24 protein-coding genes and 1 pseudogene are annotated in these 26,470 nt (G+C 60.3%); 10 read left to right on the top strand and 15 right to left on the bottom strand.

Translation table 11 applies throughout. The features are described 5' to 3' along the window. Nucleotides 1–498: 498 nt before the first annotated feature. Complete coding sequence (gene rpsT / locus MK6180000_RS19620; protein WP_138936271.1) at nt 499–768, bottom strand: 30S ribosomal protein S20; 270 nt, start codon at nt 766–768, stop codon at nt 499–501. Nucleotides 769–1,018: 250 nt separating this feature from the next. On the opposite strand from rpsT, the gene MK6180000_RS19615 reads away from it, so the two are divergent. Next, nucleotides 1,019–2,056 (top strand): Hint domain-containing protein, encoded by a 1,038-nt coding sequence (locus MK6180000_RS19615; protein ID WP_212751931.1) that lies wholly within the window; start codon nt 1,019–1,021, stop codon nt 2,054–2,056. 25 nt (nt 2,057–2,081) lie between these two features. Here MK6180000_RS19615 and MK6180000_RS19610 read toward each other — a convergent pair whose 3' ends face one another. After that, a complete protein-coding gene (locus MK6180000_RS19610) occupies nt 2,082–2,858 on the bottom strand; it encodes an enoyl-CoA hydratase (protein ID WP_138936269.1) in 777 nt (258 codons plus the stop codon). A 101-nt stretch (nt 2,859–2,959) separates the two neighbouring features. Further along, nucleotides 2,960–3,811: a bifunctional DNA-formamidopyrimidine glycosylase/DNA-(apurinic or apyrimidinic site) lyase gene (mutM, locus tag MK6180000_RS19605; RefSeq protein WP_138936268.1), complete on the bottom strand. Its 852-nt coding sequence runs from the start codon at nt 3,809–3,811 to the stop codon at nt 2,960–2,962. A gap of 85 nt (nt 3,812–3,896) precedes the next feature. Between mutM and ubiE the strand changes: the two genes are divergently transcribed. The 4 genes from ubiE to MK6180000_RS19585 all read left to right on the top strand — a co-directional run bounded on the left by ubiE (nt 3,897) and on the right by MK6180000_RS19585 (nt 9,178). After that, nucleotides 3,897–4,640 carry a bifunctional demethylmenaquinone methyltransferase/2-methoxy-6-polyprenyl-1,4-benzoquinol methylase UbiE gene (ubiE, locus tag MK6180000_RS19600; protein ID WP_138936267.1) on the top strand — a complete coding sequence of 248 codons (744 nt, stop codon included), beginning with the start codon at nt 3,897–3,899 and terminating at the stop codon, nt 4,638–4,640. A gap of 4 nt (nt 4,641–4,644) precedes the next feature. Then, nucleotides 4,645–6,180 (top strand): 2-polyprenylphenol 6-hydroxylase, encoded by a 1,536-nt coding sequence (ubiB, locus tag MK6180000_RS19595; protein ID WP_138936266.1) that lies wholly within the window; start codon nt 4,645–4,647, stop codon nt 6,178–6,180. Nucleotides 6,181–6,299: 119 nt separating this feature from the next. Beyond that, a complete protein-coding gene (locus tag MK6180000_RS19590) occupies nt 6,300–8,501 on the top strand; it encodes a YjbH domain-containing protein (RefSeq protein ID WP_246040582.1) in 2,202 nt (733 codons plus the stop codon). Next, a complete protein-coding gene (locus MK6180000_RS19585; protein WP_138936265.1) occupies nt 8,498–9,178 on the top strand; it encodes a YjbF family lipoprotein in 681 nt (226 codons plus the stop codon). The genes MK6180000_RS19590 and MK6180000_RS19585 overlap by 4 nt, the downstream gene beginning before the upstream one ends. Nucleotides 9,179–9,329: 151 nt before the next feature. On the opposite strand, the gene MK6180000_RS19580 is transcribed toward MK6180000_RS19585, so the two are convergent. From MK6180000_RS19580 to fliK, 3 genes are all read right to left on the bottom strand, one after another. Then, on the bottom strand, nt 9,330–9,536 hold the full coding sequence (locus MK6180000_RS19580) for a hypothetical protein (protein WP_138936264.1): 207 nt from the start codon (nt 9,534–9,536) through the stop codon (nt 9,330–9,332). Between the two features lie 264 nt (nt 9,537–9,800). Continuing rightward, nucleotides 9,801–10,481 carry a flagellar hook capping FlgD N-terminal domain-containing protein gene (locus MK6180000_RS19575; protein ID WP_138936263.1) on the bottom strand — a complete coding sequence of 227 codons (681 nt, stop codon included), beginning with the start codon at nt 10,479–10,481 and terminating at the stop codon, nt 9,801–9,803. A gap of 13 nt (nt 10,482–10,494) precedes the next feature. Then, nucleotides 10,495–12,033 (bottom strand): flagellar hook-length control protein FliK, encoded by a 1,539-nt coding sequence (fliK, locus tag MK6180000_RS19570; protein ID WP_138936262.1) that lies wholly within the window; start codon nt 12,031–12,033, stop codon nt 10,495–10,497. 112 nt (nt 12,034–12,145) lie between these two features. On the opposite strand from fliK, the gene MK6180000_RS19565 reads away from it, so the two are divergent. Continuing rightward, nucleotides 12,146–12,436 carry a rod-binding protein gene (locus MK6180000_RS19565; RefSeq protein WP_425466856.1) on the top strand — a complete coding sequence of 97 codons (291 nt, stop codon included), beginning with the start codon at nt 12,146–12,148 and terminating at the stop codon, nt 12,434–12,436. Next, a complete protein-coding gene (locus MK6180000_RS19560) occupies nt 12,426–12,785 on the top strand; it encodes a flagellar export chaperone FlgN (RefSeq protein WP_138936261.1) in 360 nt (119 codons plus the stop codon). The genes MK6180000_RS19565 and MK6180000_RS19560 overlap by 11 nt, the downstream gene beginning before the upstream one ends. Nucleotides 12,786–12,992: 207 nt before the next feature. Here the strand turns inward: MK6180000_RS19560 and MK6180000_RS20795 are convergent. The 4 genes and pseudogenes from MK6180000_RS20795 to ubiA all read right to left on the bottom strand — a co-directional run. Beyond that, nucleotides 12,993–13,091 (bottom strand): annotated as a pseudogene (locus MK6180000_RS20795) (chemotaxis protein MotB); the annotation flags it as partial. Between the two features lie 115 nt (nt 13,092–13,206). Further along, entirely contained in the window at nt 13,207–13,533 is a 327-nt protein-coding gene (locus tag MK6180000_RS19550) for a hypothetical protein (RefSeq protein WP_138936260.1), read from the bottom strand. Further along, the gene (locus tag MK6180000_RS19545; RefSeq protein WP_138936259.1) at nt 13,520–15,439 is read right to left on the bottom strand and encodes an OmpA family protein; all 1,920 of its coding nucleotides are present in this window, start codon (nt 15,437–15,439) and stop codon (nt 13,520–13,522) included. The genes MK6180000_RS19550 and MK6180000_RS19545 overlap by 14 nt, the downstream gene beginning before the upstream one ends. A 62-nt stretch (nt 15,440–15,501) precedes the next feature. Further along, on the bottom strand, nt 15,502–16,467 hold the full coding sequence (ubiA, locus tag MK6180000_RS19540; RefSeq protein ID WP_138936258.1) for a 4-hydroxybenzoate octaprenyltransferase: 966 nt from the start codon (nt 16,465–16,467) through the stop codon (nt 15,502–15,504). A gap of 12 nt (nt 16,468–16,479) precedes the next feature. Between ubiA and MK6180000_RS19535 the strand changes: the two genes are divergently transcribed. From MK6180000_RS19535 to MK6180000_RS19525, 3 genes are all read left to right on the top strand, one after another. Further along, complete coding sequence (locus MK6180000_RS19535; RefSeq protein WP_138936257.1) at nt 16,480–17,205, top strand: 16S rRNA (uracil(1498)-N(3))-methyltransferase; 726 nt, start codon at nt 16,480–16,482, stop codon at nt 17,203–17,205. Continuing rightward, on the top strand, nt 17,202–17,747 hold the full coding sequence (locus MK6180000_RS19530; protein ID WP_138936256.1) for a hypothetical protein: 546 nt from the start codon (nt 17,202–17,204) through the stop codon (nt 17,745–17,747). Before MK6180000_RS19535 ends, MK6180000_RS19530 begins: the two co-directional genes overlap by 4 nt. 75 nt (nt 17,748–17,822) lie before the next feature. Beyond that, nucleotides 17,823–19,193, top strand: coding sequence for a glutamate--cysteine ligase (locus tag MK6180000_RS19525; protein WP_138936255.1), 1,371 nt, complete (start codon nt 17,823–17,825; stop codon nt 19,191–19,193). Nucleotides 19,194–19,200: 7 nt separating this feature from the next. Here MK6180000_RS19525 and MK6180000_RS19520 read toward each other — a convergent pair whose 3' ends face one another. From MK6180000_RS19520 to MK6180000_RS19500, 5 genes are all read right to left on the bottom strand, one after another. After that, nucleotides 19,201–19,674, bottom strand: coding sequence for a flavin reductase family protein (locus MK6180000_RS19520; RefSeq protein ID WP_138936254.1), 474 nt, complete (start codon nt 19,672–19,674; stop codon nt 19,201–19,203). A gap of 84 nt (nt 19,675–19,758) precedes the next feature. Continuing rightward, nucleotides 19,759–21,987 carry a TRAP transporter permease gene (locus MK6180000_RS19515; RefSeq protein ID WP_138936253.1) on the bottom strand — a complete coding sequence of 743 codons (2,229 nt, stop codon included), beginning with the start codon at nt 21,985–21,987 and terminating at the stop codon, nt 19,759–19,761. Nucleotides 21,988–22,074: 87 nt separating this feature from the next. After that, nucleotides 22,075–23,058 carry a TAXI family TRAP transporter solute-binding subunit gene (locus MK6180000_RS19510; RefSeq protein WP_138936252.1) on the bottom strand — a complete coding sequence of 328 codons (984 nt, stop codon included), beginning with the start codon at nt 23,056–23,058 and terminating at the stop codon, nt 22,075–22,077. A 201-nt stretch (nt 23,059–23,259) separates the two neighbouring features. Then, nucleotides 23,260–24,594, bottom strand: coding sequence for a sigma-54-dependent transcriptional regulator (locus tag MK6180000_RS19505; protein ID WP_138936251.1), 1,335 nt, complete (start codon nt 24,592–24,594; stop codon nt 23,260–23,262). After that, the gene (locus tag MK6180000_RS19500) at nt 24,591–26,396 is read right to left on the bottom strand and encodes an ATP-binding protein (RefSeq protein WP_138936594.1); all 1,806 of its coding nucleotides are present in this window, start codon (nt 26,394–26,396) and stop codon (nt 24,591–24,593) included. The genes MK6180000_RS19505 and MK6180000_RS19500 overlap by 4 nt, the downstream gene beginning before the upstream one ends. Nucleotides 26,397–26,470: the final 74 nt, after the last annotated feature.

Here is a 26,470-nt window from a genome sequence, read left to right as displayed (position 1 = left end):
GCGTTCCTGCTTCCGCGGCTCTTAACGTTTCAATTCCGCACAAGATCGCCTCAGACCTCGCACAATCGGTGCGATCCACAGTCAGAAATCATACCTATAGCGTCCCGCCGGATGATATCCGTCAGACGCACCCAACCCGAACGGGTGGATGATGGCGCTAAACGAAACTCGTGAAACGGCGGGCCCAGCGGCCTGCCACCCCACGATGATCGTCGGTATGCTTTATTTGGACATGCCGGGCTTTGCCCGAAATGACTCCCTTGCGGCATGACCCCCCAAAGGCCCGCCAACGGAATCAGCCTGTCCCCCCAAGCGTGAATCGTAGGACTAAGTTAGCAAGGTGGCACGCGGTGCGGCAACCGATCTTATGCCTTGACTCTGATTTTGCGGGAAAAGAATCTCACGGGCGCAAATCTCGGTGCAAAAAGCAAAAGGCGCCCCAGAAAGGACGCCTTTTTATAGTTAATAGTCAGGCGCTTAAGCGCCCCTAGGGTTAATTCAGGCTTTGCCCAGCGACTTAACACGGCTGGACAGGCGCGACATCTTGCGCGAGGCGGTATTCTTGTGAAAAATGCCACGCGACACGCCGCGCATCAGCTCGGGCTGGGCGACGCGCAGCGCTGCTGCTGCGGCCTCCTGATCGCCCGAGGCGATCGCTTCTTCAACCTTGCGAAGGTAGGTACGGATGCGCGAACGGCGTGTCTTGTTGACGGCCATGCGGGTCTCGTTCTGACGTGCGCGTTTTTTTGACTGTGGCGTATTTGCCATGAGAATCGTTTCCTTAATCTGGTTCGGTATCGAATATGAAAGCGCGCCAACGCCAGACCGGGACTTTGGACAGGTCCAAAGTGATTCTTGCCTGAGCGGGCATCGCGCGCATGTATGACCGTGGTCACTAAGGCGGATGCGGCAGGAATGCAAGCACCCAGCGCAACGCCGGCGTGCGACGTACCAGCAACGTATTTATGCCCGAATTGCACGCTACTCAGGTGGACCTGTTATAAGGTGGATGCGCGCGATGCCGGTACAAACGATATACGCCCTTGGGCAATCTAAGATCACCGTCTCAGGCGGCAGCCAGTTGTCTGGTGTCACTCAAGGTGACGGCAGCCACTTGGCGGGCCGCACCATTACATTGAACTCGAACGCGTGGACCCCCGTAAGCATCAATGATGACGATGCCAATTTCGAGGACAACGACACCTCGCAAACCCTTCAGACAGCGCAGACATTTGACGGGCAATCCTATGCCCAGGGCCGCGTAGTAGAGGCGGAATATCAAGTGACCGTGCGCGATCCCAGCGGCACAGAATATCAACTGATCGGTTTTAACATTAACGAAGGCGGCGGCGGGCCGGCGTACGCCACGGTCGAGGGGCTCGCCTTCGTCGGCGGCGTCGGCGGCTTTCCTCCGCAAGGTGTGCCCTTGACCGTGATCAGCACGTCCGAGGGTTCCAGCCGTCCGGTCGCAGCGCTTGCCACTCCGCCCTGCTTTACTGCCGGCACACAGATCGACACACCATCCGGCGCGGTCCAGATCGAGACACTGTCGGCGGGTGATCTAGTGAAGACCGCAGATCACGGTGCGCAGCAGATCCGCTGGATCGGTCGCACTTATCTGCCGGCTGCGGTACTGGCGAGCCATCCTGAGTTTCGACCAATCCGCATCATGCGCGATGCCTTCGGACCGGGCCTGCCCTACCGCGATACCGCGCTTTCGCCGCAGCACAGGATACTAATTTCCGACTGGCGCGCCATGCTGTTTTTCGGTGAAGACGAAGTACTGGTGCCCGCCCACAAGCTAGCAAACGACGCGTCTATCAGGCCAAATCACACCGCTATTGGTGTGACCTACTACCACCTCGCCTTTGATCGACACGAGGTGATCTGGGGCGATGGACTACTGAGCGAAAGCTATCTAATCGGCGGCAAAGGTGCGTCCGAGACACGCGATGAGATGCAGGTGTTAGGCATCGCCGTTGCGGCACAGGACGCGATGCTTGCTGCGCGCGTTTGTGTCACCGACCGGCGCGGCAGGCTTTTGCGCCCGGCGTAATTCAGTCCAGCGTAGCTTGGCAGGATTACTTGTCGCGGAACTGCGCCTGCCGCTTTTCCATGAACGCGGCCATGCCCTCGGCCTGATCCTCGGTTGCGAATAGTGAGTGAAACACGCGCCGTTCGAACAAAAGACCCTCGCTCAGCGTCGTCTCATAGCTGCGGTTGACTGCCTCTTTGACGGCCACAACCGAGATCATCGACTTCTCAGCGATCTTTCCAGCGGCGGCCCTAGCTTCCTCAGCCAATTTCTTGACCGGGACGACGCGACTGACCAGCCCTGCCCGCTCGGCCTCGTCCGCATCCATAAAGCGGCCCGTCAGGTTCATGTCCATCGCCTTGGCTTTGCCAATAAAACGGGTAAGGCGCTGCGATCCACCAAGGCCCGCCATGATTCCCAGATTGATCTCAGGCTGGCCAAATTTAGCGGTATCAGACGCAATGATGAAATCGCACATCATCGCCAATTCGCACCCACCGCCCAGCGCATAGCCTGAAACGGCGGCGATGATTGGCTTGCGGATGCGGGTAATCGCGTCGTGCTGCGCGCCAAAGAAATCCTCCGAGAACATCTCGACGAACGTTTTTCCCGCCATCATCTTGACGTCGGCACCAGCGGCAAATGCCTTGTCCGATCCGGTCAGGATGATGCAGCGCACTTTGTCGTTGCCTTGCGCTTCCTGCAGAGCAGTGACCAGTTCGCCCAGCAACTGTTCGTTCAGCGCATTAAGGGCATCCGGGCGGTTGAGGGTGATTTCCGCGATGTGGTCATCTACTTCGACGATGATCGTCTCATAGGCCATAAAAAATGCTTTCGCTTGGTTCTGTCAGACGAGCATTCTTACCACCCCGGCGGTGCGGATCAACCCATCTTTGCCCTCGCGCGCCGCGCAGGTAGTCGCATCTAGCGCTGGCACCCACCGCAATAGAAGCTGGAACGCCCCGATTGCACGACGCGCCCCACAGTCCCGCGACATCCCACACGGCGACACGGCTGCCCTTCTCGGCCATAGACATCAAAGCGGTGCTGAAAGTATCCCAACTCGCCGTCCGTCTGCTTGAAATCACGCAAGGACGATCCCCCGGCCTCGATCGCATCCATCAATACAGTGCGAATGATAGGCACCAGGCTGCCGGCGCGGCGCGCGCTTAGATTGCCCGCCCGCTTTCGCGGCGATATGCCCGCGCGAAACAGCGCCTCGCACACATATATATTGCCAAGTCCCGCCACGATGCGCTGGTCCAGCAGGGCTGACTTGATCGGCGTATTCTTACCATCCAGCGCGGCGGCAAAATATGCCTCGTCAAAATGGTTGCCCAGCGGCTCTGGCCCCAGCTTAGCCAGCAGGGCGTGATCGTCGGCGCCAATCGTGGAAAACACATCCATCGCGCCAAATCGGCGGGGATCGTTAAAGGTAATGCGCGCACCATTGTGCATGTGAAAGACGACGTGATCGTGCTTTTCAGGCGCGGGGTGGTCGTGCACAAACTGGCCCAGAGCATCGCCCGAGATCAGCATCCGGCCCGACATGCCGAGATGGATCAACAAAGTCTCGCCAGACTCCAGATCCGCCAAGATATATTTCGACCGGCGCCGCAGGCGCAGAATGCGCTGTCCCGTTAGCCGCGCGGCCATGTCCGGTGGGAAGGGCCAGCGCAGGTTTGGCCTATTCACATCGGCGCGCGCAATGACGGCACCCTCCATCACAGGGGCAAGGCCGCGCCGCACTGTTTCAACTTCGGGTAATTCGGGCATGACTTGGCCTCTTACAAAAGCGCCGCATTGTGTCTGTGGCCTTGCGCCCTATAACAAGGGACTGAACCGACGCAAGGCAAGAGCGATGAGCGAAAACACCACCCATTTCGGATTTCAGGACATTCCCGAGAATGAAAAGGCAGGCCGCGTGCGCGGTGTCTTTGGCTCGGTCGCCAGTAAATACGATGTAATGAACGATGTGATGAGCCTCGGCATCCACCGTGTCTGGAAGGATGCGATGATGGATTGGCTGGCGCCGCGCCCTGGTCAGCAACTGCTGGATGTAGCGGGCGGGACTGGCGATATTGCATTCCGTTTTCTAAAACGTGCGGGCAGCGGCCACGCCACAGTGCTAGACTTGACCGAGCCGATGCTGATCGAGGGTCGCAAGCGCGCAGAGGCGGACGCCATGGCAGCAAGCCTTGACTGGGTTGTGGGCGACGCGATGGCGCTGCCGTTCGAGGATAACTCCTTTGACGTCTACACGATTAGCTTTGGCATTCGGAATGTGACGCGCCCGCAAGAGGCGCTGAACGAAGCCTACCGCGTGCTGCGCCCCGGCGGGCGCCTGATGGTGCTGGAATTCAGCCAGATCCCAAACGAGATGATGCAAAAGGCCTATGACCTCTACAGCTTCAACGTCATTCCGCGAATGGGTCAGGCTGTTGCTGGGGATCGTGACAGCTATCAATACCTCGTCGAATCCATTCGCCAGTTTCCCGATCAGGAGACGTTCCTAGGCATGGTGAAAAAGGCCGGATTCGGTAATGCCAAGTACCGCAACTTGAGCATGGGGATTGCGTGCCTCCACTCTGGCTGGAAGCTGTAGAGCCATGCGCGGGCCGCACAACATTATCCGCCTGATACGCACCGGCGCTACACTGGAACGTACTGGCGCTATGGCGGTCGTCATGGATGCGCTGGATGCGCCGCCACTGGTGCGAGGCACGCTGCGCTTCATTGCTTGGCCGTTCAAATGGCTGGGCGCCAAGGGCGACCCGGCGATGCCGCCCGCAACCCGCGCACTGACGGCTCTGGGCCCCGCCTATATCAAGTTCGGCCAAATCCTGTCGACGCGCCCCGATCTGGTGGGCGGCGAATTAGCCGCGCAGATGCGCGTGTTGCAAGACAAACTGCCCCCGTTCCCCATCGCGGATGCCAAGGCCAGCATCGAGGCCGAACTCGGCGCGCCGGTAGAGGCGATGTTCGACGACTTCAGTCCAGCAGTCGCTGCCGCGTCCATTGCGCAGGTCCATAAAGCGCGCCTTAAGGATACCGGCGAGGCGGTCGCGATCAAGGTATTGCGCCCCGGCATCGAACGCGCGTTTCGTGTGGATATCGACGCATTTTACTTTGCCGCAAGCATAATTGAACTGCTGTCACCGTCGTCCCGCCGCCTGCATCCGACGGAAGTGATCGCCCATTTCGAGGGCGTCGTCATGGGTGAGCTGGATCTGCGGCTAGAGGCATCATCGGCTTCGGAATTCGAGGCCAACATCAAAGGCGACGAAGGTGTCCAACTGCCCAGCATCAAGTGGGATCTGTCAAGTCGCCGCGTGATGACGATGGAGTGGGCAGACGGCGTGCCGCTGGGCGATAATGATGCCATCGATGCCGCTGGCCATGACCGAATTCTGCTGGGCGACAGAGTGTTGCAACTCTTTCTCAACCACGCGTTGCGCGACGGCTACTTCCACGCCGACATGCATCAAGGAAACCTTAAGGTTGCGCCGAACGCCAATATCATCATCTACGATTTCGGCATCATGGGCCATATCGATGAGTATACGAGGCGCGTCTATGCCGAGATTCTCTATGGCTTTATCAAGCGAGATTATCAACGCGTCGCCGAGGTACATTTTGAGGCCGGCTACGTGCCGCCCGACCGCGATGTGGATGAGTTTGCTCGCGCGCTGCGCGCAGTAGGCGAGCCGATTTTCGGCATGGACGCCAGTCGTATCAGTATGGGTAGCCTTTTAAGCTATCTGTTTGAGGTCACGGAACGGTTCGGCATGGAAACGCGGACCGAGCTGATCCTTTTGCAACGGACCATGGTCGTGGTGGAGGGCGTCGCGCGCTCGCTGAACCCACAGATCAACATCTGGCAAGTCGCAAAACCTGTGGTTGAGGACTACATCCGCCAAGCGTTGGGCCCGCGCGCCGTCGCCCAGAGCCTCGGCAAAACGCTGGCCGTTCTGGCGCGCTTTGGTCCGCGCCTTCCCCAGTTGGTGGAAACTGCTATTATGCGCAGCGCAGCGCCACCTCCGGCCGAAATACCACCACTCAGACGTCGCGATCTGGCCCTTTGGGGCGTCGGCGGCATCGCTTTGGGCGCGGTGCTTACCATTGCGATCGGTCATCTGGGCTGACATCCGGCGCACGCGCAACGCTCGCGTTAAAAGTGTGCTAGATCCGCGCAAAAGGCCTGTTGTTTTTTCGGACCCCTGCGTAGTGTCCGAAAAAATTATGCGCCGCACGAGGGATCAAAGTGACCTGCAAACATCCTATCGCCGCGGTATTTGCCACCCTCGCCCTCAGTGCTTCGGTCGCACACGCGCAAACTGTCGGCGGCCAGAACGCCCGTGATCTGACCGCCAGCATCTCCCCCGATCCAGCAACGGCTAATCTGACCACGACGCAGACGAATATCTATGGCACACCCGGCGGACTGATCGACATGCCGACCGCCGAAATGGCGCCCGATAGCCAGCTTTCGACGACCGTGTCATTCTACGGCACCGGCAACAACATGACGACGCGCACGACGCTGACCTTTCAGGTTCTGCCGCGCCTGTCGGCCAGCTTTCGCTACTCAGGTATCGGGGGCCTTGCCGCCGATCCGGGGCGGCCGACCTTCAGCACGCTCTATGATCGCAGCTTTGATTTGCGGTTTCGCCTGTTAAATGAAGGCCAATATGTTCCCGCCATTGCCATCGGATTTCAGGATTTCATCGGCACCGGCGTTTATGGCGGCGAATACTTAGTCGCGACGAAATCCATTGGCAAACGACTGCGTGTGACGGGTGGAATCGGCTGGGGACGGCTGGGTAGCAGCGGCGCCTTTGGCAGTACCGGCACGCGGCCCACATCGCTGCTGGGTGAGGGCGGAATTCCGACGTATGACCGCTGGTTTCGTGGCGATGTCGCAGCCTTTGGCGGGCTATCCTTTGCCGCAACGGACAAGCTGAGTTTTGGGATCGAGTACTCCTCGGATGGGTATGACCGCGAGGTGCGCGATGGCGCATTGAACCGCAAGTCGTCGGTCAATTTCACCGCCAGCTATGAGCTCAGTGAGGCGCTGCGGTTCAACGCATACTCGCTCTATGGTGAAGAGATTGGCGCGTCGGTCACCATATCGCTGAACCCGCGCAGCCCCGCGATGAAGGGTGGATTAGAGGGCGCGCCGCTGCCCGTCTCGCCGCGCGCTGCGGGCGCTGCTGCCGATCTGGGCTGGACGGCAGATACCGCACGCACCACCAGCGCGCGCACCACGCTTGCGTCGCTGCTGGAACGTGAAGGGATCGCGCTGCACGGCATGGAGCTGAACGGCACACGCGCCCACGTGCAGATTCGCAACAATCGCTATGGCCAGCGCCCGCAGGCCTTAGGCCGGACCGCGCGGGCGATGACGCGCAGCCTGCCCGCCTCGGTTGAGGTGTTCACTATCACGCAGATGGTCGAGGGAATGCCTGCCGGCTCTGCCACCTTCCGCCGCTCAGACCTTGAGAGGCTTGAACACGCACCCGCCACCGCCATGCTGACCGCGACCAACATCGACGACGGACTACGCAATTCCAGCGGCGTGGTGCTGGCAGAGGATGCCTATTCACGCTTTGAGTATGGCATCGGGCCTTTCCTGCGCTTAAGCGTGTTCGACCCGGATAACCCGGTCCGCGCCAATGCGGGAGTGCAGGCGCGGGCAAAATATCACTTTGCGCCGGGCTGGGTCGCCTCCGGATCAATATCCCAAAAGGTGTTTGGTGATCTGGACAGCGTTGCGTTACCCGGCGCCTCCGGCCTGCCGCGCGTCCGCTCGAACGTGGCGCTCTACTCACAAACCGATACACCGACGCTGGATCACTTGACCTTGGCGAAATATGGTCGCCCGGCTCAGGATTTCTATAGCCGGTTCACTGTCGGCTATCTGGAACGCATGTATGCGGGCGCCTCGGCAGAAGTGCTTTGGAAGCCCGTGGATAGCCGCCTCGCCCTAGGGGCCGAGCTAAATTACGTGCAGCCGCGCGATTTCGACCAGCAGCTTGGCCTACGCTCGCGCCGGACGAACGGAGGCACCATTCCCGAGTGGAACGGACATCTGTCGGCCTATTACGATATCGGCTACGGATTTCACGGGCAGGTGGACGTCGGGCGTTATCTAGCGGGCGATTACGGCGCGACCATTGCGCTGGACCGCGTTTTTGCCAATGGCTGGAGCGTGGGCGCATATGCGACCAAAACGGATGTCAGCTCGGCCACATTCGGCGAGGGATCGTTCGACAAAGGTATCCGTATCGAGATCCCGCTGGCTTGGGGGATCGGCTCGCCCACGCTGCAGAAATCAACCACCGTTTTGCAATCGCTGTCGCGCGATGGCGGTGCGCGTCTGGACGTCGATGGGCGTCTTTATGATAAAATCAAGGAAACCCATGCGCCGTCACTGGCCAAGACCTGGGGGAGGTTCTGGAGATGAGCGTAGGTACCCTTTGCCGCAGCGCAGCCTTTGGACTGACGTGCGCTGCCGCGTTGGCCAGTTGTTCGAATGCGCCAGACCGTCAGGTAACGATCAGATCAATGGCCAACTCGGTCTTTAACGGCGACGACAAGAACGCGCCCCCGACTGCTCAGCAAGTTGCTGCTCAAGCGGCCACAGCAATGGCGTCGACGGATGCCCCGTTGATCATCGTGTCTTTGCCAAAGCGCAAGGTCGTGGCCGTGATGCAGCAGATCGAGTTGAACAATGGCAACGCGACCTACGGAACGCAGGATCGGCGCGCGGTGACCCTGCGGGCTGGTATGATCAACGCGACTCGCGGCCTCGGCAATGATGTGATGTCAGCCGATATCAGCGCGGTTCATGCCTTGGTTTCAGGACGCCAGAATGGCACCGGGCGGCGCGTCATGCGGTATCTTGATGGCGAGGACCTGACGCGCGTAGAAGTCAGCAACTGCACCATACGGATCGGAGCGGCTGCCCACTTGCAACTGGCCGAGATTGACACCCCCGTCACAGCCGTTAGCGAAACGTGTCAAGGCGACGGCGGCGACTTTACAAATAGCTATCAGGTTGCCCCGAATGGCCGCATCGTCCAATCACGCCAGTGGCATAGCCCTCTGAACGGATACCTGACAATTCAATCCCTGCGCTAAGTCTGCGGCTGGCCGGGAGGGCCGGACTGCCCTTTCCGCCGAACGCCGGGCACTATTGTACCAAATATAAATTCTGTTGGGTTTGAATGCAAAAAGGCGGCCCAAGGACCGCCTTTCTGATCAATGTGCACCGCAAAGGTACAGTCTATAATCAGGTATCGTCAGATGATTCGACTGCAGCGACAGCAATGATGGCGACGGCGATACCAGCGGCCACGAGGCCTACACTCAGTCCGCCGAAGACTGCCGGACCAGCCGACGAGACATAGGGATCAGGATTGACGTCCTGTGCCACAGCGGGTGCTGCAGCGGCAATGGCGAGTGCAGCGACGGCCGCAAAAGTCGAAAACTTGTTCATTATGTACTCCATTTACAATCTTAAGGTATCCGCTCCCACACAGACTCAACCAATTCATTGCACAATCGCCTGCGCAGTGGAACTGTTTTTGTAAGGTCCGGCCCTACAAAAAGGTATTTTCAGCATGTCCACGAAGTATCAGCTTAACATATTGATAATAATACAAGTAGGCCTCCCTTTTCACGTTGCAAAACAGCCACAAGCTGGCGCTTTTTATGCGCCTTTATTCCACGTTCAGACAGCGTGAATGAACACCTGCGCTGATCAGGAATCAGGGCTCCGTAATCCCAGGATATTGGCTGCCGAGACTTGCTGCCCTCCCGCCATGACAAGCACTGTCGATCCGCCAGAAAGCCGCGCCTCAACGATCCGCGCCTGCGCCGTCACCGGATTGCTTCCGAGCAGTTCGTCACCTTGAAACGAATCGACGGAGATTGAGTATGTGCCCTCCGGAAGGAGGATTCCCGCGGTGTCGCGGCCTGACCAACTGAACTCCCCCCCGCTGGTGGGCACATCAAGTTCCTGCACAATACCGCCTGCGGCATCGCGTACTACCAACCGCGCCAGATCCGTCCCTTGCTGCGTCGTCAATGTCAAAGGAACGGCGCTTCCATCAAATGCTACCGGCATTTCGGCGCGGGCATTCATGCCCACCCAGCCTTGCAACTGACCCATACCCAAAATGCCTAGCTGCGTGCCAAGCCCTGTCAGAAGATCATTGGTCCGCACCTGCTGCTCCACCGTAGAAAACGCCGCCAACTGTGATGCGAATTCGGTCGAATCCACCGGATTGAGGGGATCTTGGTTTTGCATCTGCGCGGTCAACATTTTAAGAAATGTTTCGAAGTCCGAATTCAGCGTCGTCCCGGCCTGCGCCGTCGCAGCCGTAGCCGTGCTGGTTGACGGAGCCGACGTGGCGCCTGCCAAAGTTGATATTGTGTCCATTTTTTCGTCCTTTCTAGAGGCGGATGTCGAGGCGGTCGGCGGGTGCCGCCCGCAAAATAATAGTCGTGTCGGATTTGGGTGCAGGGCTGGCATCAGGTGCGGCCTCGCCTCTTCCCTGCGAGCCTCCATCTTCGTTAGCGCCGTCTTCGTGGGCGAAGGTGAAATCGGTACCGCCGTATCCCAAATCCGTGAATTCCTGCCCAAGGATATCGCTATGGCGGCGCATCATTTCGAGCGTTTCTGCCCGCTCCGCAGCGACATTAACAATCATGCCTGCGTCCGAATACGATAGCGTGATCCGCACACGGCCCAGCTCGGCAGGATTCAAAATGACGTCAATTGATCGCTCGGCAGCCTTGGCCATGGCCTCACTGATCTGCGCCGCCACGTTGCGGGTGGTTGTCGCGCCGTGATGAAGCATCAGCGACGCTGTGCGCGCCTCGCTCACCGCGCGGTGCGTAGCTCCCTCCAGCGCCAAATTTGCATCATCGCCGACATCCATCACAGCGGACCTAGAATCACCCGGCAAAATATCAGCGGATGGCAAGCCTTCGACTGTCGCAGTGATCTTGAAACCAGTTGTGGCTTGGGCAGTCTTCATCGGCCAAGCATGGTTAAGTTGCGCAGCATTTCCGTTGATGACTGATGAATGCCCGGCTCTGGGGATAAACTCCTCGACCGGTGTGGCAGCGTTTCCAAGCAACAGTGGCGACCGCGGCGCTACCTCGGCGCCAGGTTGCCCAACGAGTTTCTCAACTTGTTTTGGATCCACCCCTTCAGATGAGGTCGGCAGGACCAGCCTAGGGGGCTCGGCAATTTCTCCTAGCTTTGACCCGCCCACAATCACTGATCCTGACCGCCCTGACGTTTCGACACTGCCATGCGATTCCATAGCTCCGTCAGAAACGACTGAGGACGTGCCCTGACCCGCAGAGGTGGGCGGCAGATCGGACGCGGTTTCCGCAGCGATGCCCGCCAGCATAGTCTGTGTAGCGGATGGGATGTCCGGTGGCTGCAAGGATGGCTTCGATTGCGGCAGTGTGTTTGCCGTACGGCCCATCATTGTTAGTCCAGACGCCTCAATCCCGGCAGGCCCATCACGTTGCGGTGAGTCGTCGATGGATTGGCCCCCAAGCTGGTCCGCCACACTCGCGTCCCAGCTTGATTGAGACGTGTTTTTCTGGGCGAACTCACTGAATTCGTCCCCGAGCCCATCAAGGTGCATGAGTGTGTCGTCCTCTTCATGCTCCTCAAGCTCACTGTCAGCTTCGATAAATTCCGAATCAGTTTCAATGGGCGCGGCCGATATCTGGTCATCGTCCAGTGCCGAGTCAGCGGGTGCGGCGCTATCCTCAGGCGTGCCTACGGCAAGGGAATCTTTACGGGGCGCACCATCCTTCTTTTCTTCCAAAAAAGACTGAAATGTCAGCGCCTTGGATACGGCATCGCCTTGCGCAGTGGTTCGCTCCGGAGCCCGCGCTGCCTTGTCATGTTCCGCAACTGCCGCGGGATGCGCCCTCGCTGAATTTGGTGTGGTCAAAGAGCCGAGCATGTGTGCCTCCAGGATTTCTTCCGTCGAGGGGCATATTCGCAAAAGCTGGTTACTGCTTCTTTACTGGTTTGCGATCAAATGCATCTGAGTTCATTAAATTGGAGATATTCTCGTGACGGATAATTTACCGATCGGGCCGACCCCGGTGCCAAGGGCGCATGCGCGGATCGCCACGCCGCTTAGCGCGCGCGAAGCCGCGCAGAAGCTAGAGGCCACGTTCTTGGCCGAAATGCTAAAATCTGCGGGTTTCGGAAAAAGCGACAATTTCGTCGGCGGCATTGGAGAGGAACAATTCGCCTCCTTCCAGCGGCAGGCGCTCGCTGATGAAATGGTAAAGTCAGGTGGCTTGGGGCTAGCCGATACAATCTATAGATCAATGATGGAGACGACACATGACGCATGAAACCGCACAGGCCCTGATCGACAAGCTGGACGAGCTGCTTGACGAAGAGCGCCGCGCGCTGCTGAACGGCGATCTGGAGAAGATCGGCACACTGCTGACGCGCAAGGAGGTGCTGATAGACACGCTAAATGCGCAAGAGCCTGACACCCAAGCTAGCATCGCGAATCTACGCGGCAAGGTGCTGCGCAATCAGGCGCTGTTGGATGGTGCACTACAAGGTATTCGCACAGTCGCGGGCCGTCTGGCTGCGTTTCGCAAGGTCCGCCGCACGCTGGAAACCTACGACAAGACTGGTCGCAAATCCGAGATTTCGGATATCATAGAGCATAAGGTCGAAAAACGCGCGTAGATCGCGTTTGTCTCAAATGCCACTGACATAGCAAAGCCGCTTTAGCATTCCCTTAGGACATATCACGCCATTCTGTCCCTGCATCCATCTTGGGTGGCGCAGCATCGGTCTCCACCGTGCCGCACTTGTCAGAATGACGTCCAAATCCGCCTCCGCATAGGGGGCGGGATATGTAATTGGCGCAAAGCGCCGCTAGCCAAAGGAAAATGCTATCGCCACCTTCCAAGCACCACCATGATGCCCGCCGCCAGCGATAATTTTCTTTCTCTTGATGATGACTGGCGCCGCGTTGCTATGCGCGCTCATCTCCATCACCTCTTTAACTCACCCAAGGGCAGAGATAGCAGGTCAGGTGTTACGGCGCCGTTAACACTTCAAGTTGTAGAGGTTTAGCGGCTGCGTGATCATTCAGCCTTAGGGTCTAGCCTTGGCTTGTCCGCTCGATATGCGCGCGCATATGCTCGGCCTCTTGGCGGGCCTCGCGTAGGCCTTCCATCGTGGCGGCCAGTTCGGCTTCGGTCTGGCTTAACTGATTGGTCAGTTCGGCTTCGCGCTGCTGCAGGTATGTGATCGCCTGATCGCGCGTTTCCTCGGCCTCATGCAGTTCTTGGGCCATGCGGTCCAATTCGCCGACGTCAGAATGGGATACGCGGATAAAGCGGTGAACAATCCAGTTTGCGAACCAACCTAGCGCAAATGCGACAAAGAGGATGATCGCCGTGGCGATGATGAATTCAGTCCTGTTCATCGCCGCTGCCTTCTGCCGTGTCTTCGCTTGCTTCGGTTCCTTCCTGCCCCGCTTCGCCCGCGCTTTCAAGTCCCGAGTTGTCTGGGTCCGGCGCAGGTTCGGCCTCGATCAGCTTGAACTCGATACGGCGGTTGGCCTCTCGGCCCTCCTCGGAATCATTGCCTGCAATGGGCTGGCTCTCGCCGTATCCCTTGGCGGTAAAGCTAGAGGTTAACACCCGCCGCGTGCGCAGCGCATCAAGAACGGCACTGGCGCGGCCCTCGCTTAGGCTGGCATTCATCTCTTCGCGGCCCTGACTATCCGTGTGCCCGCCGATTTCAATCTGGATCTCACCGCATTTTCCCAAAATGTCGGCAATATCGTTCATGATCGCGGCACCGTTCGCGTCAATGTTGGGCGATCCCGGCTCAAAGTTGATTTTGCGCGTTTCTTGGATACGGGCGACCTGCGCGACACATTCCTCGGGCGTGGGCAAGCCAGCGACGGGATCTAGCGCCTCCTTGTAGGCGACTTCGATATCAAATTGGGCGGCGTCACCCAGCTTTTCCGCTAGTAGCCCGGCAATCTGTGCGCTGGCGTCCTTGCGGCCTGTCTGGCCTGTGACGGTCAGATTGTCCGGCGTGACCACGACCGCGCCATGCGCTAGATAGGCCAACGCCTCTAGGCCGGTCAGCACGCGCACGGGCCACTCGGGTGGCAGTCCTTCGACAACCCGCGCCTTGGTATAAACGGCGTCCGAGCGGAAGCGCGCCTTGGCAAAGCTGTCGACCGTGTCGCGCAAGCGCTGACTGCCCAGTTTACCGCGTAGCTGGACCTGCCCCTCGGGCGACAGGGTCGCGACGAACTCCACGATCAGGGGGGCGTTGCCATCATCCGGGGGCGGCAGCACGGGATGAAGTGCGAATACTTCGGGAAGATCGCCGTTCAGCCCGCCAACGACATCGTCAAATTTTGGTTCAGGCGTGCCCTGCGCTGCGATCAGCGCGATGTCGGCATCTGAAATGGTGACGCTACCGCCGCCGAGTTCGGCGAGCGCCTTAATGGCCTGCACGGCGGCGCGGCCCCATTCCGGCGTCGGCACACCGAGGCCGATGGTGCAGTCAGTCGCACCCTCCAGCCCGGCGGCACGGGCCGCGTCCAATATCTGGCGCTGTGCCTCGGGGGTGTCGGCAGAGCATGCATCGAACCGGGCCACGCCGTCCTCAATCAGAAAGCGCAGGGTAAAGGGCGTGATGACAGGCCGGGGCGCCGAAACGTTCACCAATACGCGCAGGCCCCCCGGAACGCGGCGTTGCAAACTCTGCTCCAGTATCAGCTTTTCCGCCGGGCTATCGGCCATTGTGGTGATCGACACGCGCCCCGCCTCGACCGAGATCTTGGCGCGCGGCAACTCGCCCAGCGCTCGTACCGCATAGTTCACCGCCGGGGCCCAGCTGTTTGCGACGGCGTAATCTGCGGCCTCCAGCAGGTCGGCCACTTCGCCGCCATCTGCCGCATCTGTCATCTGTTCGATGAACTCGTCGCGGTCCATTGAGGCGGGGATCAGCCCGATCAGCGATATCCCACCATCATTGCGTAGTATTTCCAGCGAAAAGCGCGGCGGCACAATCTCGGCGCTGTCCTCGATCAGCATCTGGTCGATCACCCGCGCTGCATCCACAATCCGGCCCGCGACGGTCAGCGCGGCAAAGCGGCGTGCCTCGCTGGGCGCAACCCCGGCAAGAAAGACCTGCAAGCCGTCGGCGTCCACCTCGGTCCAGGTGATGCCTTCTTTGTCCAACTCGCTGCGCACGCTGCGCCGGGCGTTGTCCTCAATCACTTGAACCGAAAATCCAGCAGCGACGAGGCATAGTATCGCGGCCAGTAGAAATGTTCCGACTATGGCGAAGATCGCAGAGAGGCGCATGTGCAGGGCCAACCGTTGGGAATATCTTGTAGCTGTTTACGGCCGCGCCCGCGGTAATTCAATCAAAGCAGCAGCGCGATGGCGAAAAACGGCAAGGGCAGCAGGCCCGCGTCCCTGTTAGAGCGGAAGAGTACCAACAGACCCTTAGTATCGTTCGTATCGAGCCGCGCCATCTGCCGCACCAGATGCAAGCCCAGCGCCCATGGGCCCAAGAGCGCCACCAGCAGCGCGATCGGATCGCCGCCCTTGGCCGCCAGAATCACCGCCGCCGTCATCAGGACAACAGTCGCTACCAGGAACCGGCGCAGCCAGATGGGCGATCGGTCACCAAAAAGACGCGCGGTCGACTTTACCCCGATCAGCGCATCGTCCTCGACATCCTGATGGGCATAGATCGTGTCATAGAACAGCGTCCATGCAATGCCCGCGAGGTAGAGTATCACCGCTGGCCAATCAAGCCGTCCGGTATGCGCCGTCCAGACCAGCAGCGCGCCCCAGTTGAACGCGATGCCAAGGAAAACTTGCGGCCACCAAGTGAACCGCTTGGCAAAGGGATAAATCGCAACGGGCACCAGTGCGAGGATGCCCAATGCAACTGCCATCGGCGGAAACGTTAGCAGGATTAAAAATGCCAATAGCGCTTGCACTGCCAGCCAGACCAGTGCGCCGCGTACGCTGACCTGGCCCGACGGGATGGGCCGCGACGCCGTGCGCGCGACGCTTCCGTCAATATGCCGGTCGGTGATATCGTTCCAGGTGCAGCCCGCCCCGCGCATTAAAAACGCGCCGAGGCCGCAGGCGACAAATATCCACAGGTCGAACCACCGCGCCTGCCCATCATGCAACATCGCCAGCAACAAGCCCCACCAGCACGGCAGCAGCAACAGCCATGTGCCAATGGGGCGATCTGCACGTGAAAGCCGCAGGTAGGGGCGCGCCGGGGCGGGGGCATAGCGGTCCACCCAGTTGCCGACTACCGCATCGGCAACCGTGCCTGTGCCCTCTGGTCTAGGATTGGCTTCGGTCATATGGTGCGCCTCATGAATACGGCCAAGATCAGATTGTATGTAGAGCAGCCATTGGGGCCGGGGCAAACGGTTCCTCTTGGCCGCGACAACGCGCATTACCTATTTGGTGTGATGCGGCAAGGCATTGGCACGCATGTGTTGCTGTTCAACGGCACCGACGGCGAATGGCTGGCCGAGGTCGCGAAGGCGGGCAAGAAGGCCGGAACGCTGCGCTGCGTACAACAAACGCGGCCCCTGCAAATGCCGCCCGACTTATGGCTGCTCTTTGCACCCATCAAAAAGGCACGCACCGATTTTATCGTCGAAAAGGCGACCGAGATGGGCGTTTCCCGCATCTGCCCAGTGCAGACCGACTTCACCAATTCCGAGCGTATCCGTCAGGAGCGCCTGCAAGCGCACGCAATCGAGGCCGCAGAGCAATGCGGCGGCACCTACGTTCCTCCAGTGGACGCTCTGCAAAAGCTGCCGGCCCTGCTGCAGGGCTGGGACCCGGCCCGCCGCATTATGTTTTGCGACGAGGCGCTCGCAGATAATGGCGCGATGGCGCTCCCGCGCGAGGCTGGCCCTTGGGCAGTCCTGATCGGCCCCGAAGGCGGCTTCTCGGAGGCCGAGCGCAAGCGCCTCGCGGCACTCCCCCACGCGCATGCCACCCGCCTTGGCCCACGTATCCTGCGCGCCGATACCGCCGCCGTCGCGGCACTGACGCTGTGGCAAAGCACCTTGGGCGACTGGGCATGAACCGCTTCATGCGTCCCCAGGCGGTGGCAGCCCTCACCCGCTGGCGCGGTATCCTCATCAGCATCGGCGTGCTGGCGCTGGGCACGCTTATCGCCCTGCGCAGTTATGACATAACCTTCTGGCTGGGCGTCACCATAGCGCTGGGAGGCGCCATATCGCTGGTCGCTGCCGCACAGCGGCTGCGCTTTGCCGCAGGGACAGGCGGGCCGGGCGTCGTGCAAATCGACGAGGGTGCCATCGGCTACTTCGGCCCACTGGGCGGCGGTGTCGTGGCCCGGTCAGAAATGACCGCGCTCGCGCTTGATCGGACGGGCAAGCCTGCGCATTGGGCGCTCAGCCAGCCGGATCAGCCCGACGTGATGATCCCGCTAACTGCGGCAGGCGCGGACGCGCTCTTTGACGTGTTCGCCGCCCTGCCGGGAATGAAGACCGAGCGTATGCTCGCCGAAATGCGCCGCACAGGCGCGGATCAGACAGGCGCTGGCCGCGCCCAGCTGTGGCAGCGTCCCGGCACAGCCCCGCCGCATCTGCGCGTGACCTAAGCGGCGCTTGGCGGGGTTGACACCCCCCTGCCCTCGCGCCACCTACTGAAACTGAAAACCAACGGAGGCCAAGCCATGTCCATTCCCCAGTCCGGCGGCGGGCCGATCGAGCATCATAGCCAGTTGGCCGAATACCTTGAGGACGGCAACAAGCCCAAGGAAGATTGGCGCATTGGCACCGAGCACGAGAAGTTCGGCTACTGCAAAGACACGCACAAGCCTATCCCGTATCATGGTGAGCGCAGTGTCTTGGCTGTGCTTGAGGGGCTGCGCGACGCCCATGGCTGGTCCCCCGTGCTTGAGGACGGCAATTTGATCGGGCTGGAAAAAGCGGGTGCGAACGTGTCGCTTGAGCCGGGCGGCCAACTCGAACTCAGTGGCGCCCCGCTAGAGACGATCCATGCCACCTGCGACGAGGTCAACGCGCATCTGCGCGAGGTCAAGGACGTGGCCGACCGCGTCGGTGTCGGCTTTATCGGCTTAGGTGCCGCGCCCGAATGGCTGCACGACGATATGCCTCTGATGCCCAAAGGCCGTTACAAGCTGATGGATGCCTACATGCAAAAGGTCGGCACGATGGGCCGCACGATGATGCGGCGTACATGCACCGTACAGGTCAATCTGGATTTTGCGTCCGAGGCCGACATGGTCAAGAAATTCCGCGTGGCGCTGGCGCTTCAGCCCGTCGCGACAGCGCTTTTTGCCAACTCGCCGTTTTTTGAGGGCAAACCAAACGGCCATAAATCGTGGCGTGCCCGCGTGTGGCGCGATCTGGACGCCGACCGTACCGGGATGCTTCCCTTCGTATTTGAGGACGGTATGGGGTTCGAACGCTATGTCGACTACGCGCTCGATGTACCGATGTATTTTGTCTATCGCGACGGCAAATATATTGATGCGTTGGGGATGTCCTTTCGCGATTTCATGCGTGGAGAGTTGCCGGCACTGCCGGGCGAGGTCGCGACATTGTCGGATTGGGCCGATCACCTGACCACTATTTTCCCCGAGGCCCGGATCAAGAAATTCATGGAGATGCGCGGCGCCGACGGCGGCCCTTGGCGGCGCCTATGCGCCCTGCCCGCATTCTGGACCGGCATTATGTATGACAGCAGCAGCCTTGATGCGGCATGGGATCTGGTCAAGGGGTGGACGCCCGAGCAGCGCGATGCGCTGCGCATCGCGGCCAGCGAGGACGCGCTTCAGGCAAAGGTGGATGGCATCGACATGCACGAACTGGCGCGGCAGGCGGTGGACATCTCCAATGCTGGTCTGCGCGCCCGCGCACGTCCCGGTGCCGAAGGCTTGATCCCTGACGAGACGCATTTTCTGAACGCCCTGCGCGAAAGCGTCGAGTCGGGCCAGACCCCGGCGGATGAGCTGCTGGCGCGCTATAATGGCGAGTGGAATGGCGATCTAAGCCGGATCTACGGCGAGTACTCATACTAGGCTCCGCCTAAATCGCGATAAATTTGCCCCGGTGATATCCCAGCGCCGGGGCATCACTGACTTGCGCCTCCAGCACTTCGCCAACCATAATTACGTGATCACCGGCCTCGACCAGCTTGCGCTGCACGCAGATCAGCGTGGCCAGCGCGCCGGGCAACAGGGGCAAGTTATGTGCGCCCTCATCCCAATCTCCGTTGTTGAATTTATGCTCGCTGCGCGACGCAAATAGTCTGGCGACATCTTCCTGCTCGGCTGTGAGGATATTCACCGCAAAATGTGATGCTGCGAAAAATGCCGGTCCACTATGGGCATTGTCGCCAATGCAGACCAACACCAAGGGCGGGTCAAGCGAGACAGAGCTAAATGAGTTGGCCGTAAAACCACGCGGAGTGCCATCCGCCTCGCGCGTGGTCAACACAGTCACGCCTGTAGCAAAGCGGCCAAAGGCGTCACGCAGGGCGCGATTATCTGTTTTGGTCATGAACGCTCCGGCAGGGTGGCAGTCGTGTTACGGATGGTGGTGCGCGGCCCTTCTACATGGGCCGCCGCACCGATGCACCCCCTGTCAGTCACTACCGCGTACGACAATCTGCGCATCAGGTGCAGGCTGGAACTGCCGCTGCACCAGAAACAGCGCGACGGTCAGCGCGATCCCAAGCGCGTCGGTAATCAACCCGCCCGAAATCATGAACAGCGCCGCCAGTATCAGGCCCACACGCATGAACCACGCAACGCGGCCCCCGGCGAACCAGCCCTGCACGCCTGACGACAGCAGGAATACCCCAAAGATTGCAGTTACGGCCGCGCGGATCACCTCGATCCACGTGCCGTCCATCAAGATTGCCCCATTGTAGAAGAACATAAATGGCACGACAAATGCCGAAATTCCGATTTTGAACGACGCCACAGACGTCTCCATCGGGTTGGCGCCCGAGATGCCCGCCGCCGCGTAACTAGCGAGCGCCACAGGGGGCGTAATGGCCGACACGACCGCAAAGTAGAAGACGAAGAAGTGGGCCGTCAGCTGCGGGATGCCCAGTTGCACAAGGCCGGGCGCCACGACTGATGCCGCCACCGCATAAGCCGCCGTTGTCGGCATCCCCATGCCCAAGAGGATCGAGATGCACATCGCAAAGAACAGCGCCATAAATTGACTGGTATCGGCCAGCCCCAGCAGAACCGACGAGAACCGCGCGCCAACCCCTGTCAGGCTTATGACACCCACGATTATGCCCGCGCAGGCACAGACCGCGATGATCTGGATTGACATGATACCGGCCAGCTCGAACGCTTTGAGGATGCTACGCAGGCCCATCCGGTAGGGCGTCAGCCACGACACCACGGCTGCGGCTGCGGTCGCAAGCGTGCCTGCGCGGATGACCGAATAACCCATAAAGAGCGCATAGATCAGGATGATGATCGGCAGAAACAGGAATACCCGGCGGATCATGTCACGGAATTTGGGTAGCTCGTCCTCGCTCATGCCGCGCATGCCCAGCTTTGCCGCCTCGAAATCGACCATGAAGTAGATCGAAACAAAGTAGAGGACCGCCGGGATGATCGCGGCGATGGCGATATCAGTATAGGGGATGCCCGTAATCTCGGCCATGATGAACGCGCCCGCGCCCATGATGGGTGGCATGATTTGCCCGCCCGTCGAGGCCGCAGCCTCGACCGCGCCGGCGGTTTTCTTGTGATAGCCGACCTTCTTCATCAGCGGGATGGTCAGCGATCCTGTCGCCACCACGTTGCCCGCCGACGTGCCGTTGATCATGCCCATGAGGCCGGAGGCAAAGATCGCGACCTTAGCCGGGCCGCCCCGCGCACGCCCCGCAGCGGCAAAGGCAAAGTTGACAAAATAGTCGCCCACTTTCGACGCCTGAAGGAACGCTGCGAAGATGATGAAGAGAATGATGTAGGTAGAGGACACCGCCGTCGTTGGCCCCAAAATGCCAGCATCGGTATAAACTTGGCTGAAAAAGCGCGTCCATTGGATGTTTGGCGCGTTAAGAAAGCCGGGCAGCATGTCGCCGGTAAAGACGTAGATGAGAAAGATGCCGGAGATCACAATCAACGCCAGACCCGCAACCCGGCGCGTCATCTCCATAATCAGCGCGGTGCCTGCGACGGCGGCCAGACTGATGCCGATGGGCGCAAACGGCGTGCCAGTGGAATTGCGCATAAGCGTGCCATAGATCGTGATCAGATAGACCGCCACCGCGATGGAGCAGAGCGACAGCAGCAGATCGGCGATTGCGACCTGCCCCCGCTCGCGGCCCCGAAACCAGCCAGTAATAATGCCGATCGCCGTCGCCACGATCAGCGGCAGGCCGTAATGATACAACTCAAGGTTCTTGAATTCGGCGCTCATCCCGTTCCACATCACGCCGTCTGCGATCTGCGCGGAGATGCCAAATGCGGTCCAGATAGCGTAGAAAGCGGGCAGAATCGCCACCGCGGCCAGAATATCAAGCGGGTGGCGCGCCCCGCGCCCCTCGCCCTCATCCAGAAATCCGCGCGCAGAATAGAGCGTGAAGCCCAGGATCAGCGCGCCCGCCACATGGACGATGCGGAAATTCCAAGTCTCCATCGGGAAGGTTGGGAGTAGCGGGATGTTGATGCCCGTCCATTCGTAGATCGACAGACCGTTCAATGCTGCCATGTGAAAGAACGCATAGACCGCCGACAGAACAGCCACTATCAGATAGCCCCGCCCGGCAAATATGCGGCGGTTGCTCTCTACGGGCTCGTCGTCGACGCCCTCTGCGATAACCTGGCTTTGCTGGTCTGTCATGATTGTCCCCCTCCCAAAGGCGTGCCGTATCAACCGGCAAAGACATGCCGCCCGGTCAGGGGCGGCATGTCATGTTTATCAGCTATATCAGCCGCCGTAGATCATGTCGGCGGGAATATCCGCGCCTGCATTTTCGTTGAACCATGCCGCTGCGCCGGGGTGCCATTTCAGCACTTTGTTCTTGTCCCAGTTCTCGGGCAGGGTCGATCCTGCGGCCTTGTGGATGCCAGTCATGCGTGCATTGTCCGACATAACCACATCAACAACAGCGTTTACAAAGGACGTTGGCAGATCGCAGTTCGCGATGGCAAAATTCCACATGGAAACCGACCGTGCGTCAGCCTCCAGCGAGCTGTAGGTGTTCGCCTTTATCGAGAAATCGGAGACAGGGAACGCCTCTAGCAACTTGGCCTGCTCTTCTTCGGTGAACTCGATGATGTTCACGTCGGTCTGCACCTCAAGCTGGCTAACCGCGGGCACCGGCACGCCTGCGGCGAACGCGATCACGTCCAAGAGGCCATCCTGAAGCTGGCCGCCCAAATCCGTCCAGCCGCCGTTGCGGCGATCATATTCCACGCCCAGCGTATCCATCATGCGCGGGAAATATGTGTCGGAGGTCGATCCGGCTGGGCCAAATCCGATCTTGGCACCGGCGGGAATGTCACTGACGCTCTTGATGCCCGAGGACGCGAGTGCTGTCACCGAAAACGGTGTCTGGTACATCGGGAACATCGCGCAGGCCTGCGTCATCTCAAGGCCAGGCGCGATCGGGTTCGTGCCTGCCAGCGATTCCGCCGCAGGGCCCATCGTCGTCATACCAAACGCGGCCTCGCCGGTGTGGACCAGCGCCATGTTCTGCATCGGGCCGCCGGTGACTTCGCCGCCGCCCGTCAGGCCTAACTCTTCGGCCACCAGGTTTGCCCATCCGGAACCATAGGCGAAGTAGGTGCCGCCCTGGCTTGCCGTGCCGACGGTAAAGCTGGTGGGCCAATCTGACTTGTCGACCTCTTGCGCAAAGGCCGCGCCTGCGGCGATGATTGTGGTGGATGCAAGGATTGCGGTGAATTTCATGTCTCTCTCCCTTGGGTCATACTTTTCGCACGGCACCCTCCCGGTTCCGCAGCGATGCTGGAATAGAGCGGAGCGGCCATCCCTATGACAAGCTAAATGCGCGCCATTCGGGCATGCACGCCTCAAAAGTGGCCCCCTTTGGGTGCATTTCGGTACATCTGCGCGACCGCATGGGTCGAATTCGACCCATTATTGACGCCCTCAGTCAAAGCTCCGGCGATCCAACCCATGCTTCTGCATCTTCTCATACAGCGCTTTGCGGCTGATCCCTAGCGCCTCATAGGTTGGTTTCAGCGCGCCACCGTTCGATGTTAATGCGGCTGCAATCAGGCTACGCTCATGTGCGGCCATCCGTGCGGGCAAGGTGCCATCGCTGTCCGGTGCGTCGACGGACGCGCTATCGCCCGCCGGCAGCCCCATAACGAAACGGTCGGCAGCGTTGCGCAACTCGCGCACATTCCCAGACCATTCACGCTCTGCCAGATCAGAGAGCGTCGCCGCATTCACATCGGGCGCTGCGCGATTGTACCGCGTCGCTGCCTCCTGCACTAAATGCACGAAGAGCTGCGGGATATCCTCTTTTCGCTCGAATAGGGGCGGCGCACGAAGCGTTACCACATTCAACCGGTAGTACAGATCACTGCGAAAACGGCCATCGGCCACTGCATCATTCAGCGGTTCCTTTGAGGCCGCAATAAAGCGCACATCCAGATCGACCGGATCGTTCGAGCCCAGCGGCGTGATCTGGCGGCTCTGGATTGCGTGCAAAAACTTGGCCTGCACAGCCGTGTCCAGGCTATCAATCTCATCCAAGAAGACGGTCCCGCCGCGCCCATGCTCCAGCTTGCCGTATCTTGTGCGGTGCGCGCCAGAGAACGCGCCGGCGACATGGCCAAAGAGTTCGATCTCGACCAGATCACGGGGCAGCGCGGCACAGTTGATATGCACGAATGGCTTGCCCTGCCGCGGCGAGGCGCGGTGGATCGCGCGCGCTATCACCTCCTTGCCGGTACCTGTCTCGCCATTGATCAGTGCGTCGGCGTCGGTGGCGGCAACCGCGCGCACCTGTTCGCGCAAGCGCACCATTATGCCCGAGCGTCCGATCAGACGCGCCTCAATCACGTCGCGCCCGCCCACTCGATTGCGCAGCGCGCGGTTCTCAAGTGTCAGGCGGCGCTTGTCTAATGCGCGGCGTACAACATGGGTCAGGTGAGCGGGGTCGTAGGGCTTTTCCAGAAAATCATAGGCGCCGTCCCGCATCGCTTGCACCGCGAGTTCCACATCGCCGTTGCCTGTGACGATGATCACAGGCAGCGCCGGATCAATCTCAAGCGCGAGGCGCAGCAATGTCATGCCGTCCATGCCGGGCATCCGTATATCGGTGATCAGTATGCCGGGAAAATCACGCGCGACGCGGGCCAGCGCCATCTCGGCCTCTGCCAGCGCCAGCGCCGGAAGCCCAGCCAGCTTTAACGTCTGGGCAGCGGCGCAGCGCAGCTCCTCTTCGTCGTCGACAAAAAGGACCGTACCGGTCATTCCGCCGCCTCCTGAACGGATTTGTCCTGCTCTGGCACGTCTGCTGCTACCAGATCGACGCCAAAGATCGCACCTCCCTCATGGTGGTCCGCACCCCATAGGGTGCCTCCGAAATCACGCACGATATTATAAGAAATGCTCAGACCAAGGCCCAGCCCCTGCCCCATCGGCTTGGTGGTAAAGAATGGATCGAACATTTGCTCTGCCGCGCCGGGTGGCAGGCCTGGTCCAGTGTCGCGAACAGTAACCTGCCAGCCACCAGCGCTAGGCAGCACCGCAATGTCGAGCCGTCCTTGGGCACCCGCGGCGTCGATCCCGTTGGACACCAGATTGACCAGCACCTGTTGCAGCCGCACATGCCCCCCCATCACCCATGGGGCACCCTCTGGCCGAATATAGTCCAGCTGCACACCGTTTGCTTTTGCCTTGGGGGCGCTGACAGCGAGCGCGTCTTCGATGACCGAAATTAGCGTAATTGGCCCTATCGCCTCACCCGGCCGGCGGGCAAAATTGCGCAAGTGTTTTGAAATCGCGGCCATGCGATCGGCCATTCGCGATATGCGCCCGATATTATCGCGCACCTCGCTCGTCTCGCCCCGGTCGAGGAAGGTTTGCGCGTTTTCGGCATACGCCTTGACCGCCTGCAGCGGTTGGTTGAACTCATGGCTCAGCGCCGCAGACATTTGGCCAAGCGCCGACAGCTTGCCCGCTTGAACGAGGCCCGCTTGCGTGCGCCTCAGGGTCTCCTCGGTGCGGCGGCGTTCGGTGATCTCGTGGCTCAGGGCGGCGGTCCGCTCATCGACCCGGCGCTCCAGCAATTTGCGCGCGCGCATGCGCTGCGCTGCGCGGTGGCGCAGGACCCGTGCGGCAAGGATCATCAGCAGGCCTAGCATCGCGAGAATCGCGAACAGCACCGCCGCCTGCAATCGTGCAGGGGCCGCGCGCCTCAGTGACGTGACGGTCCAGCCGGCTGCCTGCGTCGCTGTGCTGGTCGCAAGCATGTATTCGGCACCGTCGATGATTGCCAGCTGGATGCCGCCCGGCCCAATCTTGTGCTCCAGATCCAGCGGTGTCAGCCGATCCAGCGGATACTGCCTATTTTGCTCAATTTCAGCCCGCCGCGCTGGCGTCAACGCTACGCTGGCGCGCAGCCTCCAGTCTGGACGGCTAGCCATGAACACGATCCCGGCGCGGTCTGTCACAATGATATCTGACGATGCCTCGCGCCAGCGCGCCTCAAACGCGTCGACCGTGAATTTTACCGCGACGACGCCAATAATGTGCGGCCCGTCCCGTACCGGCGCGGCATAGAAGTAGCCTCGCTCGCCGGATGTCGTACCCAAGGCGAAGTACTGTCCCAGACCGCCAGCAATAGCTTGGATAAAGTAGGGCCGGTAACTAAAATTGCGCCCGACAAACGAGCGTTCCTTGCGATAAGAACTGGCTGCGATTGTTAGCCCGGCCGTGTCCATCAGATAGACATCCGACGCGGTGACTGAAATTGCTGTGTTGAGCAGGAGTTCGTTCACACCCGCGGCGAGGTCGCGATCATTTGGACGGCGCAGTAGCTGCGACAGTTCGGGCCGTGCCGCGATCAGATGCGGCAATGGTGCATAGCGATCAAGTGCAGAACGTAGACCATCGCCCACAAGCCGCGACGTCACGCTGTTCTGCTCTGCCGCCTCGTTCAGAAAGTACCGCTGGACCTGCGGCCAAACCAACACAGCCATCAACAGCGCAAAAGCCCCAATTTGAAGGGTAAGCGACCATCGGGCCGAGATGCGGGGGGTGCGCGATGCCATGCGGCGCAGCATAGTGCTGCTTGTACGGCTTTTCCAGACGGCGCAAGAGCGTCCTTAACCAGACGCGGCCGCAG

The organism is Roseovarius arcticus (assembly GCF_006125015.1).
In the GTDB taxonomy this organism is placed as follows: Bacteria; Pseudomonadota; Alphaproteobacteria; order Rhodobacterales; family Rhodobacteraceae; genus Roseovarius; species Roseovarius arcticus.
The sequence above is the reverse complement of the archived record's forward strand: the minus strand, read 5'-3'. Positions and strand labels throughout refer to the sequence as shown.

What these genes read in the sequence shown, in the direction of transcription:
- rpsT (WP_138936271.1), bottom strand. Translation starts at nt 768, where the DNA reads ATGGCAAATACGCCACAGTCAAAAAAACGCGCACGTCAGAACGAGACC.
- MK6180000_RS19615 (WP_212751931.1), top strand. Translation starts at nt 1,019, where the DNA reads ATGCCGGTACAAACGATATACGCCCTTGGGCAATCTAAGATCACCGTC.
- MK6180000_RS19610 (WP_138936269.1), bottom strand. Translation starts at nt 2,858, where the DNA reads ATGGCCTATGAGACGATCATCGTCGAAGTAGATGACCACATCGCGGAA.
- mutM (WP_138936268.1), bottom strand. Translation starts at nt 3,811, where the DNA reads ATGCCCGAATTACCCGAAGTTGAAACAGTGCGGCGCGGCCTTGCCCCT.
- ubiE (WP_138936267.1), top strand. Translation starts at nt 3,897, where the DNA reads ATGAGCGAAAACACCACCCATTTCGGATTTCAGGACATTCCCGAGAAT.
- ubiB (WP_138936266.1), top strand. Translation starts at nt 4,645, where the DNA reads ATGCGCGGGCCGCACAACATTATCCGCCTGATACGCACCGGCGCTACA.
- MK6180000_RS19585 (WP_138936265.1), top strand. Translation starts at nt 8,498, where the DNA reads ATGAGCGTAGGTACCCTTTGCCGCAGCGCAGCCTTTGGACTGACGTGC.
- MK6180000_RS19580 (WP_138936264.1), bottom strand. Translation starts at nt 9,536, where the DNA reads ATGAACAAGTTTTCGACTTTTGCGGCCGTCGCTGCACTCGCCATTGCC.
- MK6180000_RS19575 (WP_138936263.1), bottom strand. Translation starts at nt 10,481, where the DNA reads ATGGACACAATATCAACTTTGGCAGGCGCCACGTCGGCTCCGTCAACC.
- fliK (WP_138936262.1), bottom strand. Translation starts at nt 12,033, where the DNA reads ATGCTCGGCTCTTTGACCACACCAAATTCAGCGAGGGCGCATCCCGCG.
- MK6180000_RS19560 (WP_138936261.1), top strand. Translation starts at nt 12,426, where the DNA reads ATGACGCATGAAACCGCACAGGCCCTGATCGACAAGCTGGACGAGCTG.
- MK6180000_RS19550 (WP_138936260.1), bottom strand. Translation starts at nt 13,533, where the DNA reads ATGAACAGGACTGAATTCATCATCGCCACGGCGATCATCCTCTTTGTC.
- MK6180000_RS19545 (WP_138936259.1), bottom strand. Translation starts at nt 15,439, where the DNA reads ATGCGCCTCTCTGCGATCTTCGCCATAGTCGGAACATTTCTACTGGCC.
- ubiA (WP_138936258.1), bottom strand. Translation starts at nt 16,467, where the DNA reads ATGACCGAAGCCAATCCTAGACCAGAGGGCACAGGCACGGTTGCCGAT.
- MK6180000_RS19535 (WP_138936257.1), top strand. Translation starts at nt 16,480, where the DNA reads ATGAATACGGCCAAGATCAGATTGTATGTAGAGCAGCCATTGGGGCCG.
- MK6180000_RS19530 (WP_138936256.1), top strand. Translation starts at nt 17,202, where the DNA reads ATGAACCGCTTCATGCGTCCCCAGGCGGTGGCAGCCCTCACCCGCTGG.
- MK6180000_RS19525 (WP_138936255.1), top strand. Translation starts at nt 17,823, where the DNA reads ATGTCCATTCCCCAGTCCGGCGGCGGGCCGATCGAGCATCATAGCCAG.
- MK6180000_RS19520 (WP_138936254.1), bottom strand. Translation starts at nt 19,674, where the DNA reads ATGACCAAAACAGATAATCGCGCCCTGCGTGACGCCTTTGGCCGCTTT.
- MK6180000_RS19515 (WP_138936253.1), bottom strand. Translation starts at nt 21,987, where the DNA reads ATGACAGACCAGCAAAGCCAGGTTATCGCAGAGGGCGTCGACGACGAG.
- MK6180000_RS19510 (WP_138936252.1), bottom strand. Translation starts at nt 23,058, where the DNA reads ATGAAATTCACCGCAATCCTTGCATCCACCACAATCATCGCCGCAGGC.
- MK6180000_RS19505 (WP_138936251.1), bottom strand. Translation starts at nt 24,594, where the DNA reads ATGACCGGTACGGTCCTTTTTGTCGACGACGAAGAGGAGCTGCGCTGC.
- MK6180000_RS19500 (WP_138936594.1), bottom strand. Translation starts at nt 26,396, where the DNA reads ATGGCATCGCGCACCCCCCGCATCTCGGCCCGATGGTCGCTTACCCTT.